The following is a 15638-nucleotide window of genomic DNA, read 5'->3' as shown; positions in this document are numbered from 1 at the left end:
ATCCGTCCGCCTTCACCCGAGCCTTCACGTTGTAGTCGATCACACGCTTGACCGGCACGAGAACCTTCATCGGCCCATCTCCCCTTGATGCGTCACATAATCCAGTGACCAGATAGCGGGGCGGCCCGGGGTTTTACAGGGCAAATCGGACCACCGGGGCTGAGGCGGGGGCTGCGGCCGCCGTCTCTTCACCGTGACGCGCCCGGAACCCACAGGATGTCGCCGCCGGCGTCGACGTTCGCCACGCGTGCGGCCACGAACAGCCAGTCCGACAGTCGGTTGAGATACCGGATGGCCGCCGGATTGACGTCGCCGCCTGCGGCCAAGTCCGTGGCCCGGCGTTCCGCCCGCCGCGCGACCGTCCGCGCCAGGTGTAGATGTGCCGCCAAGGGCGAGCCGCCCGGCAGGATGAAGCTGCGCAGCGGGTCGAGCGCGGCGTTCATCGCGTCGATCTCGGATTCCAGCCGGTCCACCTGCGACTGGATGACCCGCAGCACCGGATGGCCGGCATCGGCATCCGCCGCCAGGTCGGGGCGCGACAGGTCCGCGCCAAGATCGAACAGGTCGTTCTGGATCATCGACAGGCGGTCGGCCAGCTCCCCCTCGGCGACGAGACGGCACAGGCCCAGCGTGGCGTTCAGTTCGTCAACGGTACCGTAGGCTTCGACCCGAGGATCGTGCTTGGCGACACGGCTGCCGTCGGACAGGGCCGTGTCACCCCGGTCGCCGGTGCGGGTGTAGATGCGATTCAGGACGACCATCAGCTGTCCCTGATCGCCACGAAGCCCAGGATCAGCAGCAATGCCACGGCCTGCGCGATGATCCGCCACCGCATCAGCCGGTTGCCGTTGCGCCGATTGAACTCTCCGCCGCGTGCAAAGCCGGCCAGACCTGTCGCCAGAATCGCGGTCACGACCAGAACCGCCAGCGCGGCGAGCAGGAACAGGGGTTTGTCTTGCATCAGACCCGCCTTTGGGCGCGACGCCAACTGCATCGCGCGTCCGCCACCCTAGCTCCGCCGGGCGAACCAGTCCAGTGCGCGCGTCGGCAGCACCCGGCGCCCCACTGCCGCGATGCGGGTGGGGGTGGTCACGACATAGCGGGCGCGGGGCGATCGGCTTTCCAGCGCATGGACCAGCCGCTCGCTGACGGCAGAGGGTGGCAACTCGAACCGGTCCTTGCCCGATGGCTCGTACAACCGCTTCAGCAGATGGGACCGGTACTGGTCGGCCCGGGGGCTGGAGCGCCAGTCGACATGGCGTTCGAAATGCGGGATGGAATTCACCCGGATCCGGCTGGTGATCGGGCCGGGTTCGATCAGGACCACCCTGATCGGGGTGTCGGCCATTTCCAGCCGCAGCACGTCGGTCAGCCCTTCCAGCGCGAATTTCGTGGCGACATAGGCCCCGCGCCAGGGAATGCCGACGAGCCCGAGGACCGAACTGACATTGACGATGCGCCCGGCGCCATTGGCCCGGAAATGCGGGATCAGGCACCGCGTCAGGTCATGCGTACCGAACAGATTGGCCTCGAAGATCGCGCGCAGACCGTCGCGCGGCAGATCCTCGACGGCGCCGGGCAGCGCAAAGGCGGCATTGTTGACCAGCGCGTCGACGGGACCATGCGACAGCGCCGCCGTCGCCGCCGCCTCGACCGAGTGCGGGTCGGACAGATCCATCGCGATCGGCACCATCCCTTCGGCGGCGCGCGCCCGCAGGTCGTCGGGGTTGCGGCAGGTGGCGAGCACGGTCCAGCCGCGCGCTTTCAGTGTGAGCGCCGCATTCAGACCGATGCCGGACGAACAGCCGGTGATGAGAACGGTGGGCACCCGGCCGCGGCTTAGTTCGCGATCCGCTCGACGGCCCGCGCGGGAATGTAGCCGACGCTCTCGGGCAGCATCACCGTCATCCAGCCGGGACGCGCCTCGTGCAGGATCTGGACCTTATCGCCGCCTTTCAGCAGACCGACGACCTGCGACTTCAGCGTCGGCTCGGCCCATATCCGGACGTCCCGCGCCAGTCTGACGGGCTGGTCCGCCGTGGACTGGAGCCTGTTGAAGGCGCGCGGATCGGACAGCAGCCCGGCCGTGCCAAAGCCGGCCATCGTGGACGAAGGCCCACTCGGCCCCGGTCCCAACAGCGCCAGCGCGGCAAAAAGTGCCGACAATGTCACGATCAGTATCCTGAACATCCGCGTCGTCGCCCCGCTTCTGCGGGGCTGTCCTTTCCGTTGCATTCACCCTGTTGAACGCCTCGCCCGCGCCGCCGTTCCCGCGCCTTCGCGGAATCTTGTCGACGACCTGCCAATCGCATCAAAAATGCACCAGTAGGTACGTCGCACCTTTCCCTGAAGGTGTCGCTTGCCTATCGATGCGCCCCATGACGACTGATCCAGACGACGATCCCGACCTGACTGCCGATCCCGCGGCCGCGCTGCCTCGCACGATGGCCGAGCCGCTCAGCCGCGCGATCGGCGAACGCTATCTCACCTACGCGCTCTCGACGATCATGCACCGGGCGCTGCCCGATGCCCGCGACGGGTTGAAGCCGGTGCACCGCCGCATCCTGTATGCGATGCGGGAATTGCGTCTGGCGCCGTCGGGGGGCTTTCGCAAGTCGGCCAAGATCTCGGGCGACGTGATGGGGAACTATCACCCGCATGGGGATTCCGCGATCTACGACGCGATGGCGCGCCTGGCCCAGCCGTTTGCCATGCGTTATCCGCTGGTCGACGGACAGGGCAATTTCGGCAACATCGACGGCGACAATCCCGCCGCCAGCCGCTATACCGAGGCGCGCCTAACGCTGGCCGCCGAGGCCCTGATGGACGGGCTGGCCGAGGATGCGGTCGATTTCCGGCCCAACTATGACGGCACTCTGGAAGAGCCCGTGGTCTTGCCGGCGGCGTTTCCGAACCTGCTGTGCAACGGCTCTTCGGGCATCGCGGTCGGCATGGCGACCAACATCCCCCCGCACAACCTGCACGAAGTGGTGGACGCCTGCCTGCACCTGATCAAGTCGCCGGATGCGCGCGACGACACGCTGATGTCGATCATGCCGGGCCCGGACTTTCCGACCGGCGGCGTGCTGGTGGAAAGCGCGGCGACCCTGCGCGAGGCCTACCGGACGGGCCGGGGCAGCCTGCGCCTGCGGGCCCGCTGGCAACGCGAGGATCTGGGCCGCGGCCAGTGGCAGATCATCGTCACCGAGATCCCGTACCAGGTGCAGAAATCGAAGCTGATCGAGCGTCTCGCGGACCTCGTGAATGCGCGCAAGCTGCCGGTGCTGGCCGACATCCGGGACGAGTCCGCCGAGGACGTCCGCATCGTCCTGGAACCGCGCAGCCGCAGCGTCGATCCCGATCAGCTGATGGCGGCCCTGTTCAAGGTGTCGGACCTGGAGGTCCGGTTCGGGCTGAACATGAACGTGCTGATCGACGGCCGCGTCCCCAAGGTCTGCTCGCTCAAGGAGGTGCTGCGCGCCTTTCTCGACCACCGGCGCGAGGTCCTGGTCCGGCGCTCACGGTTCCGTCTGGACAAGATCGCGGCCCGGCTCGAGGTGCTGGAAGGCTATATCGTCGCGTTCCTGAATCTCGACCGGGTGATCGAGATCATCCGGACCGAGGACAATCCGAAGTCGGTGATGATGGCCGAGTTCGGCCTGACCGACACGCAGGTCGAGGCGATCCTGAACATGCGGCTGCGGGCGCTGCGCCGCCTGGAGGAAATCGAACTGCGCGCCGAACGCGACCGGCTGATCGAGGAACAGGCGGTGCTGACCGCCATGCTCGCCGACGAAAACGCCCAGTGGGGACGGATCGCGACCCAGTTGAAGGAGGTCCGCGGCCTGTTCGGCAAGTCGACGCCCAACGGGATGCGTCGGACCGAGATCACCGAGTCAGAGGACGTGCAGCCGCTGGACATGGATTCGATGATCGAGCGCGAGCCGGTCACGGTGATCCTGTCGCGGATGGGCTGGATCCGGGCCATGAAGGGGCATCAGCCGCTGGATGCCGAGGTCAAGTTCCGAGACGGCGACGGGCCGTTCCTGGCGATCCACGCCGAGACCACCGACAAGCTGGTGGTGTTCGCCGCGAATGGCCGGTTCTACACGCTGCCTACCAACACGCTGCCGGGCGGTCGTGGGCTGGGCGAGCCGCTGCGGCTGATGACCGACCTGCCAAACGATGTCGAGGTGATCGACATGTTCCCCTGGCGCGAGACGGACCAGTTCCTGGTCGCGTCGAAGGATGGGGACGGGTTCATCGTGAATGCGCGCGACATTCTGGCCCAGACCCGCACCGGCAAGCAGGTCCTGAACGGACAGGCCGCGCTGATCCGCAGGGTGTCGGGCGACCATCTGGCCGTGGTGGGCGAGAACCGCAAGATGCTGGTCTTCCCCCTCGCGGACCTGCCGGAGATGTCGCGCGGCAAGGGTGTGCGGCTGCAGCGCTTCAAGGATGGCGGACTGGCCGACGCCCGCTTCATCACCCTGTCGGTGGGCCTGTCCTGGCTGGACCCCGCCGGGCGGACGCGCACCGAAACCGATCTGACGGAATGGCTGGGCAAGCGGGCCGGATCGGGGCGGATGGCCCCGCGCGGTTTTCCGCGCAACAACCGGTTCACCTGAGCGCGGCGGGCACCGGCGCAGGATCAGTCCCGGCGAATGACCTCTTTCCAGCCGGTGATCATCGGCCGGATCAGATCCTCGTGCTTCCAGTACCGGTAGAACAGCACGATGCCGACATGCAGCACCACCATGATCAGGATCAGCGTGCTGCCGATGTGGTGCCAGCGCAGGGCCAGCTTGCGGGTCGCGGCGCTGACCTCGGACGCCAGCGGGCCGATATTGATGTAGTCGTCCGGATCGCTGACCAGCCCGCTGGCGACCTGCAGGGCGATCAGCACCAGCAGCGCGATCACCGACCACGCGCCCATCGGATTATGACCGTGCCAATAGCTGGGTTCGCGGCGGAACATGCCCCGCGCATAGCGGATGATCGCGCGGGGCCCGCTGAGAAAATGGATGAAGCGGGCCTCTGGCGGGCCGACGAGCCCCCAGACCACCCGGAACAGGATCAGCGCGCCCGACAGGTAGCCCAGCCAGAAATGAAGCGTCATCTTGGACGGACCGAACTGGCCCAGGGTCCAGCCGATGATGACCGAGGCTGCAAGCAGCCAGTGGAACCCGCGAAGGAACGGGTCCCACAGTTTCACGCGAACGGGCGTGCCGTTCATTTCTTCCGGAAGTCGTCGTGACATTCCTTGCAGGCGCCGCCGAGCTTTTCGACCACCGGCCCGACATTCTCCTGACCGCCCCGAACGGCGTCCGGAATGCCCTGGGCCGCCTGCTGCAGGCCCGCGTATTTCTCGCCGAACCCCTCAAGGTCCAGCCAGATGTCCGGCAGCGCCTCGGTCCGGTCCTGCAGGTCGTCGGTGCTGGTGCCCTCGATGAAGTGCATCGTGGGATCATAGCCGGTCAGCGCCTGGATGTTGGTCGCGGCCCTGACCGCCTGGGTCTCGTCATAGGAGATCTCGCCCTTGGCCATGCCGGCGAGCGTACCCATGTTCGTCCCCAGCATGGTCATGAAACCCTGCCGCGCCTCAAGGGCCTGATCGACGGCGGTTTCCTGACCCACCGCCATCGCGGGAACCAGTGTCAGGGCAGCGGCAACTAGCAAACGCATCTCATTCTCCTCCTGAGGTCGCTCGGGGACGGATGGCCGGCTGCACTGCCCGCCCCGGCGCCTGCCGTGGCACGGCGCAGAGACGGGCAGCGCGCCGGATCAGCCGTAAAGGTTCTGCACGCCTACCTTTTCGTGCACTTCGTTCACGTCATCCTGCGCCAGCCCCAGCGCCTGCGCAAGGTCGTGGAGGTAACGGGCTTCGGCCTCGTTGTCGAAGTCGATGGCAAGCACTGACATCATGTAGACCTGCCGTTCCAGACCCTGCGGAACCTCGCGCGCCAGCCCGGCGGCATCCACGGGCGCCGCCATCTGGTCACGGATGAACTGCCGGTCCGCATCGTCGAGATCGCCAAGCTGCCCCAGCAGCCGTTCGCGCTCCTGATCGTCGATCTTGCCGTCGGCCTTCGCCGCCTGGATCATGGCACGCAGCATCAGCCCGGCCACCGCGTTCTGTTCGGGGGTGGGCGGCACCTCCGGCTCGTCCTGCCGGACCAGCGCGTCGTTGAATTCCTCGCCAAAGCTGCGGTCGTTGCGGGGCTGCGCGCCCCGCTGCGCGGGCCCGTTCAGCATGTCGCCCAGCAGGCCGCCAAGCCCCCCGGCCGCGGCGCCCCCGGCGGCACCCCCCAGCAGGCCGCCCAGCAGACCGCCCATGCCACCGGACGCCCCGCCCGTCGTGCCGCCGCTCATGCTGCCGGTGCGGGTCGCGCCGGCGCGGGTGAACTGGTCGAGGATGCCGCCCAGCCCGCCGGACGCGCCGCCCGACATCGATCCGCCATAGGGGCGCCCGGTGCCGGGGTTCGCCGCGGTCCGGCCGCCCAGCACCTGTCCCAGCATGCCGCCGAGTCCACCGCCGGCCGAGCCGGTGGACCCGCGGCCGCCCAGCAGGTCACCCAGGATCCCGCCGCCGGTGGTGCGGGTCGACCTCCGGCCCTGCTGCGGGGACTGGCCCCGCTGCATCATCGAACCGACGCCTTTCGCCAGCATGACGCCTGCGGCAACCCGGGCGAGTGATTTCATCAGGGACATGGCTTCCTCCGGAATCTGCGCCGGACTGCAGGATGCGCCGACGTCTGTCTGCCGGGCGAACGCGCCGCCGGGCGGCGGGTTCCGCAGGCAGACAGCGGCTGATCGCGCCCGTGCGGCCGCGAGGCGCCGCATGCGCCGGATACGCTCGTCCACAGATTGCGCAGGTCACTCCAGTTGGACGAGCAGGCGCAGGTCAGGACGGCGGAGATCGCCGGAGCCGTCGATCAGGTGCGGTTCGGGCGTCTAGGCTGTGTCCCGGCGCATCGCATCGACGCTCCACGGCCCCGGGCCGGCGAACACGAAATAGAGGAACACGAAGCAATAGAGGATGGCCGCGTCACCGCCGTTCAGGGCCGGAAACGGCCCTTGCGGGGCATGGGCGATCCAGTACGCGAACGCCATCAGCCCCGACAGCACGAAGGCGACAGGACGGGTGAACAGCCCGATGATCAGCAGCGCACCGCCCACCAGTTCCAGCATTCCCGCCGTCCATGACAGCGAAAGGGCCGGGGGGTTCATGTCGGAGGCCGGGAAGCCGAGGATCTTCTGCGTGCCATGCGCAAAGAAGATGAGCGCGCTGACGATCCGCAGAATGCTCAGCATCCGCGGCGCCCACTCCGTTTCCATCGTCCTGGTGTCCATGTCCGGGGGTCCTATCGGCGGTTCGCAGCCCTGATGCGACTGCCGGCATCTCACGGCTCCCCGTGGCGCGCAAGCGCCCTGACATTGCCTGCTCTCGCCTGCCTGCGGCGCTTGATTTTCCCCCCTGCCGCTTATAAGTCGCGGCGATGTTTCTCGAGGGGGCGGAGTCGCCGCCGCCCGTCACCAGGAGGCCATGATGGCAAAGGCAAAATTTGAACGGACGAAACCGCACGTCAACATCGGGACGATCGGTCACGTCGACCACGGCAAGACGACCCTGACGGCGGCGATCACCAAGTATTTCGGCGAGTTCAAGGCCTATGACCAGATCGATGGCGCGCCCGAGGAGAAGGCCCGGGGGATCACCATCTCGACGGCGCATGTGGAATACGAATCCGAGAACCGCCACTACGCCCATGTCGACTGCCCCGGCCACGCCGACTACGTCAAGAACATGATCACCGGCGCCGCCCAGATGGACGGCGCGATCCTGGTGGTGAACGCCGCCGACGGCCCGATGCCGCAGACCCGCGAGCACATCCTGCTGGGCCGTCAGGTCGGCATCCCCTACATGGTCGTGTACCTGAACAAGGTCGACCAGGTGGATGACGAGGAACTGCTGGAACTGGTCGAGATGGAAGTGCGGGAACTGCTGTCCTCCTACGACTATCCGGGCGACGACATCCCGATCATCAAGGGCTCGGCCCTGGCCGCGATGGAAGGCCGCGATCCCGAGATCGGCGAGAACTCGATCCGCGCGCTGATCGCCGCCGTGGACGAATACATCCCGACGCCCGAGCGCGCCATCGACCAGCCCTTCCTGATGCCGATCGAGGACGTGTTCTCGATCTCGGGCCGCGGCACGGTTGTGACCGGCCGGGTTGAGCGCGGTGCGGTCAACGTGGGCGACGAACTGGAGATCGTGGGCATCCGCGACACCCGCAAGACCACCTGCACGGGCGTCGAGATGTTCCGCAAGCTGCTGGATCGCGGGGAAGCGGGCGACAACATCGGCGCGCTGCTGCGCGGCGTGGACCGCGACGGCGTGGAGCGCGGCCAGGTGCTGTGCAAGCCGGGTTCGGTCAAGCCGCACACCAAGTTCGAGGCCGAGGCCTACATCCTGACCAAGGAAGAGGGCGGCCGCCACACGCCGTTCTTCGCGAACTACCGGCCGCAGTTCTACTTCCGCACCACGGACGTGACCGGGACGGTGAAGCTGCCCGAGGGCACCGAGATGGTGATGCCGGGCGACAACCTGAAGTTCGAGGTCGAGCTGATCGCCCCGATCGCGATGGAGGAGCGGCTGCGCTTCGCCATCCGCGAAGGCGGCCGCACCGTCGGCGCCGGCGTGGTCTCCAAGATCCTCGAGTGATCCGACCCTGCGGCGCTGCTGCACAAGAACCCGAAGGCCGCCCCGTGGGGCGGCCTTTGTCGTTCGTTCGCGGACAGCGGCCTTCCGATCGGGACGGTTGCTTCCGATGCCGGTCAGGCCCACCATCCCGTCTGCCACGAGAGATATGGTGTCGCCATGCCCGACGACTGCCTGTTCTGCCGTATCGCCGAGGATGATATCCCGGCCCACCGCGTTCACGAGGATCACTCGGTGCTCGCCTTTTCTCGACCTGCACGCGATCCGTCCCGGCCACACGCTGGTCATCCTGGGCGAGCATCACTGCTGGCTCGAGGACCTGCCGGCGCCGCTTGCCGGGCGGGTGATCGAGGTTGGCCAGATGCTGGCCCGGCGGATGAAGCGCCTTTACCGGGTCGAGCGTGTGGCGGTTTTCTTTACCGTCATCGACGTGCCGCACGTCCATGCCCATGTGGTGCCGCTGCAGCACGTCCATGACGGACCTCGCTGGCCTCTATGGCGGAAGGCATCACCGGGTTCACCGCCCCGCCGCCCCTGCCTGCCGACGAGATGGCCGCGATCGCCCGCGCCCTGGCGACCGACTGATCCCTGGGCCGGGCCACGGGCATGCTGACGCGAGTTGTCATTATTGCGAGTTCGGTTTGGTTATCTATACAGCAAAGGGATACGGACCATGATTGATCACGTCGGATTGCGGGTCGCGGCCCTGGACCGGGCACGCGCGTTTTACGATGAGGCGCTGAAGCCGCTGGGAATGTCGGTTCTGATTGAGGTTGACGAGCAGCAGACGGGCGGCAGGGGCGGCCATCTGGGCTATGGCCGGGATGGCAAGCCCGACTTCTGGGTCGGGACCGGCGGGCCGGCGGTCTCCGGCGTCCACGTGGCGCTGGCGGCAGCGGATCGCGCCACGGTCGATGCATTCCACGCCGCCGCTCTGAAAGCGGGCGGGCGGGACAACGGCGCCCCCGGACTGCGGCCCGAATATCATCCGGGCTATTACGGCGGCTTTGTCCTTGACCCCGATGGCAACAACATCGAGGCGGTGTTTCACGGAGCCGCGGGGTGAAGACCTATCACGGCAGCTGTTTCTGTGGTCTGGTCGCCTTCGAGGCCGAAGGCGACCTGGCGGACGGCACGATGCGCTGCAACTGCCGGTTCTGCCGAAAGATGCGCTATTGGGAACTGCGCCTCCCCGATCCGGCGGGCTTTCGGATAACGCGGGGCAAGGACAACCTGGCCGAAACCCCGCCAGCCGGCCGTCGGCCGACGAGTCCGACCACATGCACCATTATTTCTGCGGCACGTGCGGGACGCGGTTGTGGACGCATGGCAACATCGCAGAGATGGGCGGCGAGTTCGTCGCCGTTTTCGTCCCTGCGCTGGACGACGCCACCGAGGACGAGCTGGTTGCAGCGCCCATTCGCTGGGCCGACGGTGCGCATGACAACTGGTGGAATGCCCCGCCGGAAATCCGGCATCTGTAACGGCAAGGGGCGCGCCATTCGGGCGCGCCCCTGATCCACGGGCCTGTGGCTGCGACGCTTACATCGCGGCCTTGTTGATGCCGCCCTTGACGGCGATCCGGGTCATGTCCTCGTCGCCCTCGTAGGTCGCGGCGGTGCACTGATCCAGGACCTTGGCATCATCATTGAAACCGAGGCGCTTGGCCCACGCCTTCAGCGTGCCATAGCCGGTGATCGCGTAGTGGGCGAGGCGCTGATACTGGCCGATGATCGCCGCGTCCTGGGTGTCCTCGTCCGCGAACTCGGCCTCCAGCGCATGCTTGCGCGCCTCGGCGGCCAGCCCTTCCATGCCCTTGCAGTGCTCGCCTGCGGGATCGGCGCCATGCGCGCGCGCCAGCTTTTCCATGCTGGCCATGCCCTCGCGGGTGCCCTTGATGCTGGCCTCCAGGGCCTTCTTCAGGTCCTCGCTCTGGGCGGCGCGCACCATCTCCTCGGTCACGGGAATCGACTGCTTGCAGGCGCTGTGCATGTCCTTCACGCCGTCGATATAGAGGTCCTTGAGATTCTTGATCGTTGCCATGGGGCGTTCCTTTCCGCAGGTGGTCGTTGGCGACCCAACGCGACGGTGCCGCTGGCGTTCCGGGCGATCTTGACTCTCGCCCCGGCGCCGTGTTCTGCCCCATGCCCGCTGTTCCGGAAGGTCTGACCATGTTCGGCTGGTTCGAACGCAGGATCGATCCCTACCCCACCGATCCCCCGCAGATGCCGCCGGCTTCCCTGTGGGGCTTCGTGCTGCATTATTCACGCGGCATGCTGCCCTGGCTGCTCGGGCTGGGGCTGCTGTCGGCCCTGATCGCGATCGCCGAGGTCGTGCTGTTCGGCTATCTGGGTGACCTGGTCGACCGGGTCGCGACCACCGGGCGGGCGGAGTTCATGGCCGTCGAGGGGCCGCGGCTGATCTGGATGGGCGCGCTGCTGCTGGTCGTCCTGCCGCTGCTCGGCCTGCTGAACACCGCCATCATGCACCAGACGCTGCTGGGCAATTTTCCCCAGCGGATCCGCTGGCAGGCCCACCGCTATCTGCTGCGCCAGTCGGTCAGCTATTTCCAGGACGAGTTCGCCGGCCGGCTGGCGACAAAGCTGATGCAGACCGCGCTGGCGGTCCGCGAGGTCGCGATGAAGCTGATGGACGTCGCGGTCTACGTGCTGGTCTATTTCGCGGGCGCGCTGGTCGTTGCCGCGACGCAGGACTGGCGGCTGGCGATCCCGTTTCTCGGCTGGGGCATCGGCTACGGCATCCTGCTGGCGGTGGTGATCCCGCGGCTGGGCCGCGCCGCCGAGGCGCAGGCGGGTGCCCGCGCATCCATGACCGGCCGGGTGGTGGACGCCTATACTAATATCGCCACCGTCAAGCTGTTCAGCCACTCCGCCCGGGAAGAGGCGCATGCCCGCGCGTCGATGGACGACTTCCTGCAGACCGTCTACCGGCAGATGCGGCTGTCGGCCGTCAATGACGTCACCCTGTCCCTGCTGAACGCGGCCCTGGTCGGCTGCACCACCGCACTGGGGCTGTGGCTGTGGCTGGATGGACGGGTCGAGGTGGGGGCGCTGGCGGTCGCGATCCCGCTGGCGATGCGGCTGAACACGATGAGCCACTGGATCACCTGGGAATTCGCCAGCCTGTTCGAGAATATCGGCACCGTGCGGGACGGGATCGGCAGCCTAGCCCTGCCCCGGATGGTCGTCGATCCGCCTGGCGCCCGGCCGCTGGAACCCGGCCCGGGCGCCGTGACCTTCGACCACGTCACCTTCCGCTATGGCGACGATCCCGGGGCCCGGAAGCTGGCTGTCCTCGACGATCTGTCGCTGCAGATCGCGGCGGGCGAGCGGATCGGACTGGTGGGCCGGTCCGGCGCCGGCAAGTCCACGCTGGTCAATCTTCTGCTGCGGCTGCACGACCCGGAATCCGGCCGCATCCTGATCGACGGGCAGGACATCGCGCGGGTCACGCAGGACAGCCTGCGCGCGTCGATCGGCGTCGTGACGCAGGATCCCGGCCTGCTGCACCGGTCGGTCCGCGACAACATCGCCTATGGCCGCCCCGATGCAACGGAGGCCGAGATCATTGCCGCCGCCGAACTGGCCGAGGCGGCGTCGTTCGTCCCGGCGCTGACCGACAGCGCCGGTCGTCGCGGGCTGGACGCCCATGTCGGCGAGCGCGGGGTCAAGCTGTCCGGGGGCCAGCGGCAGCGCATCGCCATTGCCCGCGTGGCGCTGAAGAACGCGCCGATCCTGGTGCTGGACGAGGCGACCAGCGCACTGGACAGCGAGGTCGAGGCCGCCATCCAGAGCCAGCTTGAAAGGCTGATGGCCGGCAAGACGGTGATCGCGATCGCGCACCGGCTGTCCACGATCGCCGCGATGGACAGGCTGGTCGTGCTAGACGCCGGGCGCATCGTCGAGATGGGGACCCACGCCGAGTTGCTGGCCCGACAGGGGCTGTATGCGCGGCTCTGGAACCGGCAGTCGGGCGGTTTTCTGGGCGCCGCCGATCCCGCGCTCGCGTGACCCCTGCCCGCCTTGACTCTCGCCCCCGCGCCGCACCATGAACGCCCGACATCCAGGCAGCCCCGGGGACATGATGGCGCGCAGCACCGTAAAGACGGAAGAGGGGCTTTGGGAAACCGTCAAGACGGTGTTCTGGGCGCTGGTGATCGCCGGCATCTTCCGCACCCTGTTCTTCCAGCCGTTCTGGATTCCGTCCGGCTCGATGAAGGACACGCTGCTGATCGGCGACTTCCTGTTCGTGAACAAGATGGCCTATGGCTATTCGCGCCATTCCTGCCCGTTCAGCCTGTGCCCGATTTCCGGCCGCCTGCTCGGGTCCGATCCGGACCGGGGCGACGTGGTGGTGTTCCGGCACCCGACCGCCGGCGTCGACTTCATCAAGCGGGTGATCGGCCTGCCCGGCGACACCGTGCAGATGCAGGGCGGCGTGCTGTACCTGAACGGCCAGGAGGTGCCCCAGACACCGGACGGCGTGTTCGTCGAAGCCAAGCTGCCGCAGGGTCCGCAGTCCAGCCTGCCGCGCTGCTACAACGATCCGGTGCCCGAAGGCGGCGCCTGTGAAAAGCCGCGCTTTGTCGAACAGTTGCCCGGCGCCGAACCGCACCAGGTCCTGAACATCGTGGATGGCTGGCTGGCCGACGACACGCCCGTCTTCACCGTGCCGGCGGGACAGTATTTCTTCATGGGCGACAACCGCGACAATTCCGAGGACAGCCGGTTCCCGACGATGACCGGCGGGCTGGGCATGGTTCCCGCCGAATACCTGATCGGCCGGGCCGACCGCATCATGTTCTCGTCCGCCGGCAGGTCGCTGCTGTATTTCTGGACCTGGCGCTCCGACCGGTTCTTCAAGGCGGTGCATTGAGCGGTCTGCCACAGTGAGTTGCGCGTCGTGAAGCTTGCCGGAGATTTGCGCGCGTTCAGCCAGCGGGTCGGACACGAGTTCGCTCGGCCCGAGCTGCTTGTCCGCGCCCTGACCCACGGCTCGATCTCGACGCCGATGCGGCCGGACAACCAGCGGCTGGAATTCCTGGGCGACCGGGTCCTGGGGCTGGTCATCGCCGAGGCGCTGCTGCAGGCTGATCCCGACGCCAGCGAAGGCCGGCTGGCGCCGCGCTACAATGCGCTGGTGCGCGGCGAAACCTGCGCCGACGTGGCCCGCGAGATCGGACTGGGCGAGGTGCTGAAGCTCGGCCGGTCGGAGATGAAGACCGGCGGCCGCCGCAAGGACGCGCTGCTGGGCGACGCGATGGAGGCGGTGCTGGCTGCGGTCTATCTGGACGCGGGGTTCGAGACGGCGCGGCGGGTGATCCTGTCGCTGTGGGGCGACCGTCTGCACGGCGCCGAGGCGGCGGCCTTCAACCCCAAGACCGCGCTGCAGGAATGGGCGCAGGCCCAGGGGATGCCACCGCCCGTCTACGAACAGACCGAGCGCAGCGGTCCGGACCACGCCCCCGCCTTCACCATCACCGCACGGCTGCATGATGGCCGCAGCGCTGCGGCCAGCGGCACCGGCACCAAGCGCAGCATCGAACAGGCCGCAGCCCAAGCGATGCTGGACCTCATCAAGGACGCCGAATGACTGACGAGACCCCCACCCCGATCCCCGATCCTGCAGAGCCGGCAGGCGCCGAGGCCCCGACTCGGGCGGGCTTTGTCGCGCTGATCGGCGAGCCGAATGCCGGCAAGTCGACCCTGCTGAACCGGATGGTCGGGGCCAAGGTGTCGATCGTCACCCACAAGGTACAGACCACCCGCGCCCGCATCAGGGGCATCGCGATGCACGGATCGTCGCAGGTGGTGTTCGTCGACACGCCGGGGATCTTTCGCCCCCGCCGCCATCTGGACCGCTCGATGGTGGCGGCCGCCTGGAACGCGGCCACCGATGCCGACGTCGTCGTGCTGCTGATCGAGGCGCATCGGGGACTGACCGCCGGGGCGCAGGCGATCATCGACAACCTGCGCGACAAGGCGGGCGCCGTGCCCGTGGCGCTGGCCATCAACAAGATCGACCGCGTCAAGGCTGAGGAGTTGCTGGCCCTGTCACAGCAGGTCAATGCACAGTTCGGGTTCGCGCGCACCTTCATGATTTCGGCAGAGCGCGGCCACGGCACCAACGACCTGCTGGCCTGGCTTGCCGAGACCGTTCCGGCCGGACCCTGGCTGTACCCCGAGGACCAGATCGCCGACCTGCCGATGCGGATGATCGCGGCCGAGATCACCCGCGAGAAGCTGACCCTGCGCCTGCACGAGGAAATCCCCTATCAGCTGACGGTGGAAACCGAGCGGTGGGAGGAAAAGCCCGACGGCTCGGCGCGGATCGACCAGATCGTCTACGTGTCCCGCCCCGGCCACAAGGGCATCGTCCTGGGCAAGGGCGGCGAGACGATCAAGGCCGTCGGCCAGCAGGCGCGGGCCGAGCTGATGGAATTTATGGGGCGCCCCGTTCACCTGTTCCTGCAGGTGAAGCTGCGCGAGAACTGGCTGGAGGAACGCGAGCGCTATACCGAGATGGGCCTGGATTTCCGCGACGGAAAGCAGGGCTGATCATGCAGCCGCGGCTGGCGTCCGGGATCTGGGTCGCGGCCTATCTGACCCGGCTGGGCCAGGCCACGATCCCGGCCTATGTCCTGCATCGGGGCGACGAGACCGCCGGCGCCGTTGCCGTGAAATGCGCCCGGCTGGACGGAACGGCGACGCTGTGGCTGCGCGAATGGGACATGGAGACCGACAGCCTGCCCTGGCGTGAGGTGCTGGCCGGACCCGAGGCCGAGGTCGATCGCCGCATCCAGCGCGACCGCGCGTCAGACCCCGATCTGTGGGTGATCGAGATCGAAAGTCGCGACGGCACGACGCTGCTGGCCGAGATGTAGCGGCGACGCGCC

The 15638-nt window shown here is 67.8% G+C and carries 18 protein-coding genes and 1 pseudogene; 10 read left to right on the top strand and 9 right to left on the bottom strand.

The genetic code is table 11. From position 1 onward, the window contains the following. Positions 1-188: 188 nt before the first annotated feature. The 4 genes from Q0938_RS10070 to Q0938_RS10055 are packed head-to-tail and all read right to left on the bottom strand — an operon-like array spanning position 189 to position 2190. Entirely contained in the window at positions 189-761 is a 573-nt protein-coding gene (locus Q0938_RS10070; RefSeq protein WP_299361653.1) for a cob(I)yrinic acid a,c-diamide adenosyltransferase, read from the bottom strand. Then, positions 761-961, bottom strand: coding sequence for a twin transmembrane helix small protein (locus tag Q0938_RS10065; protein WP_299361650.1), 201 nt, complete (start codon positions 959-961; stop codon positions 761-763). Before Q0938_RS10065 ends, Q0938_RS10070 begins: the two co-directional genes overlap by 1 nt. Before the next feature lie 48 nt (positions 962-1009). After that, a complete protein-coding gene (locus Q0938_RS10060) occupies positions 1010-1828 on the bottom strand; it encodes an SDR family NAD(P)-dependent oxidoreductase (RefSeq protein WP_299361646.1) in 819 nt (272 codons plus the stop codon). Positions 1829-1839: 11 nt separating this feature from the next. Beyond that, on the bottom strand, positions 1840-2190 hold the full coding sequence (locus Q0938_RS10055) for an SH3 domain-containing protein (RefSeq protein WP_299361643.1): 351 nt from the start codon (positions 2188-2190) through the stop codon (positions 1840-1842). A gap of 254 nt (positions 2191-2444) precedes the next feature. Between Q0938_RS10055 and parC the strand changes: the two genes are divergently transcribed. Further along, entirely contained in the window at positions 2445-4628 is a 2184-nt protein-coding gene (gene parC / locus Q0938_RS10050) for a DNA topoisomerase IV subunit A (protein ID WP_299361670.1), read from the top strand. A gap of 23 nt (positions 4629-4651) precedes the next feature. On the opposite strand, the gene Q0938_RS10045 is transcribed toward parC, so the two are convergent. The 4 genes from Q0938_RS10045 to Q0938_RS10030 all read right to left on the bottom strand — a co-directional run bounded on the left by Q0938_RS10045 (position 4652) and on the right by Q0938_RS10030 (position 7353). Then, positions 4652-5236, bottom strand: coding sequence for a cytochrome b/b6 domain-containing protein (locus Q0938_RS10045; RefSeq protein ID WP_299361640.1), 585 nt, complete (start codon positions 5234-5236; stop codon positions 4652-4654). Beyond that, positions 5233-5685 carry a cytochrome c gene (locus tag Q0938_RS10040; RefSeq protein WP_299361637.1) on the bottom strand — a complete coding sequence of 151 codons (453 nt, stop codon included), beginning with the start codon at positions 5683-5685 and terminating at the stop codon, positions 5233-5235. Before Q0938_RS10040 ends, Q0938_RS10045 begins: the two co-directional genes overlap by 4 nt. Positions 5686-5784: 99 nt before the next feature. Continuing rightward, positions 5785-6711 (bottom strand): tellurite resistance TerB family protein, encoded by a 927-nt coding sequence (locus Q0938_RS10035; protein ID WP_299361634.1) that lies wholly within the window; start codon positions 6709-6711, stop codon positions 5785-5787. A 243-nt stretch (positions 6712-6954) separates the two neighbouring features. Continuing rightward, the gene (locus Q0938_RS10030) at positions 6955-7353 is read right to left on the bottom strand and encodes a DoxX family protein (RefSeq protein WP_299361631.1); all 399 of its coding nucleotides are present in this window, start codon (positions 7351-7353) and stop codon (positions 6955-6957) included. 196 nt (positions 7354-7549) lie between these two features. Here Q0938_RS10030 and tuf point away from each other — a divergent pair, with 196 nt between their 5' ends. From tuf to Q0938_RS10010, 4 genes and pseudogenes are all read left to right on the top strand, one after another. Continuing rightward, positions 7550-8725, top strand: coding sequence for an elongation factor Tu (gene tuf, locus Q0938_RS10025; protein WP_299361628.1), 1176 nt, complete (start codon positions 7550-7552; stop codon positions 8723-8725). Positions 8726-8831: 106 nt separating this feature from the next. Next, positions 8832-9131 (top strand): annotated as a pseudogene (locus Q0938_RS10020) (HIT domain-containing protein); the annotation flags it as partial. A gap of 264 nt (positions 9132-9395) precedes the next feature. Continuing rightward, positions 9396-9788, top strand: a complete 393-nt coding sequence (locus Q0938_RS10015) for a VOC family protein (RefSeq protein ID WP_299361624.1) — start codon at positions 9396-9398, stop codon at positions 9786-9788. A gap of 214 nt (positions 9789-10002) precedes the next feature. Further along, on the top strand, positions 10003-10206 hold the full coding sequence (locus Q0938_RS10010; protein ID WP_299361621.1) for a hypothetical protein: 204 nt from the start codon (positions 10003-10005) through the stop codon (positions 10204-10206). Positions 10207-10264: 58 nt separating this feature from the next. Here Q0938_RS10010 and Q0938_RS10005 read toward each other — a convergent pair whose 3' ends face one another. Next, positions 10265-10765, bottom strand: a complete 501-nt coding sequence (locus Q0938_RS10005; RefSeq protein WP_299361618.1) for a DUF892 family protein — start codon at positions 10763-10765, stop codon at positions 10265-10267. A 128-nt stretch (positions 10766-10893) separates the two neighbouring features. On the opposite strand from Q0938_RS10005, the gene Q0938_RS10000 reads away from it, so the two are divergent. The 5 genes from Q0938_RS10000 (at position 10894) to Q0938_RS09980 (ending at position 15626) form a co-directional block, all read left to right on the top strand. Beyond that, positions 10894-12753: an ABC transporter ATP-binding protein gene (locus tag Q0938_RS10000; protein WP_299361616.1), complete on the top strand. Its 1860-nt coding sequence runs from the start codon at positions 10894-10896 to the stop codon at positions 12751-12753. Positions 12754-12826: 73 nt separating this feature from the next. Further along, positions 12827-13618, top strand: a complete 792-nt coding sequence (lepB, locus tag Q0938_RS09995; RefSeq protein ID WP_299361614.1) for a signal peptidase I — start codon at positions 12827-12829, stop codon at positions 13616-13618. A gap of 27 nt (positions 13619-13645) precedes the next feature. Continuing rightward, entirely contained in the window at positions 13646-14335 is a 690-nt protein-coding gene (gene rnc / locus Q0938_RS09990; RefSeq protein ID WP_299361611.1) for a ribonuclease III, read from the top strand. After that, positions 14332-15300, top strand: coding sequence for a GTPase Era (era, locus tag Q0938_RS09985; RefSeq protein ID WP_299361607.1), 969 nt, complete (start codon positions 14332-14334; stop codon positions 15298-15300). The genes rnc and era overlap by 4 nt, the downstream gene beginning before the upstream one ends. A gap of 2 nt (positions 15301-15302) precedes the next feature. After that, complete coding sequence (locus tag Q0938_RS09980) at positions 15303-15626, top strand: DUF1491 family protein (protein WP_299361604.1); 324 nt, start codon at positions 15303-15305, stop codon at positions 15624-15626. Positions 15627-15638 lie beyond the last annotated feature (12 nt).

This window comes from uncultured Paracoccus sp. (genome assembly GCF_947496875.1).
GTDB lineage: Bacteria > Pseudomonadota > Alphaproteobacteria > Rhodobacterales > Rhodobacteraceae > Paracoccus.
The sequence above is the reverse complement of the archived record's forward strand: the minus strand, read 5'-3'. Positions and strand labels throughout refer to the sequence as shown.